This is a genomic window from Pseudomonas sp. PS01303 (genome assembly GCF_029959385.1).
GTDB classification, from domain to species: domain Bacteria; phylum Pseudomonadota; class Gammaproteobacteria; order Pseudomonadales; family Pseudomonadaceae; genus Aquipseudomonas; species Aquipseudomonas rustica.
This window is the reverse complement of sequence record NZ_JASCPK010000333.1, coordinates 1-412: the sequence shown is the minus strand read 5'-3', so window position 1 is coordinate 412 and position 412 is coordinate 1. Positions and strand designations below refer to the sequence as shown.

Sequence of the window (412 nt, the reverse complement as noted above, 5' to 3'; positions counted from 1 at the left end):
TGAGAAATTCGAATTTTCGGCGAATGTCGTCTTCACAGTATAACCAGATTGCTTGGGGTTATATGGTCAAGTGAAGAAGCGCATACGGTGGATGCCTTGGCAGTCAGAGGCGATGAAAGACGTGGTAGCCTGCGAAAAGCTTCGGGGAGTCGGCAAACAGACTTTGATCCGGAGATGTCTGAATGGGGGAACCCAGCCATCATAAGATGGTTATCTTGTACTGAATACATAGGTGCAAGAGGCGAACCAGGGGAACTGAAACATCTAAGTACCCTGAGGAAAAGAAATCAACCGAGATTCCCTTAGTAGTGGCGAGCGAACGGGGACTAGCCCTTAAGTGGCTTTGAGATTAGCGGAACGCTCTGGAAAGTGCGGCCATAGTGGGTGATAGCCCTGTACGCGAAAATCTCTT

1 rRNA gene is annotated in these 412 nt (G+C 49.0%); it reads left to right on the top strand.

What is annotated here, in order from left to right:
* Window positions 1-64: 64 nt before the first annotated feature.
* Window positions 65-412 (top strand): 23S ribosomal RNA (locus QMX93_RS30855); the annotation flags it as partial.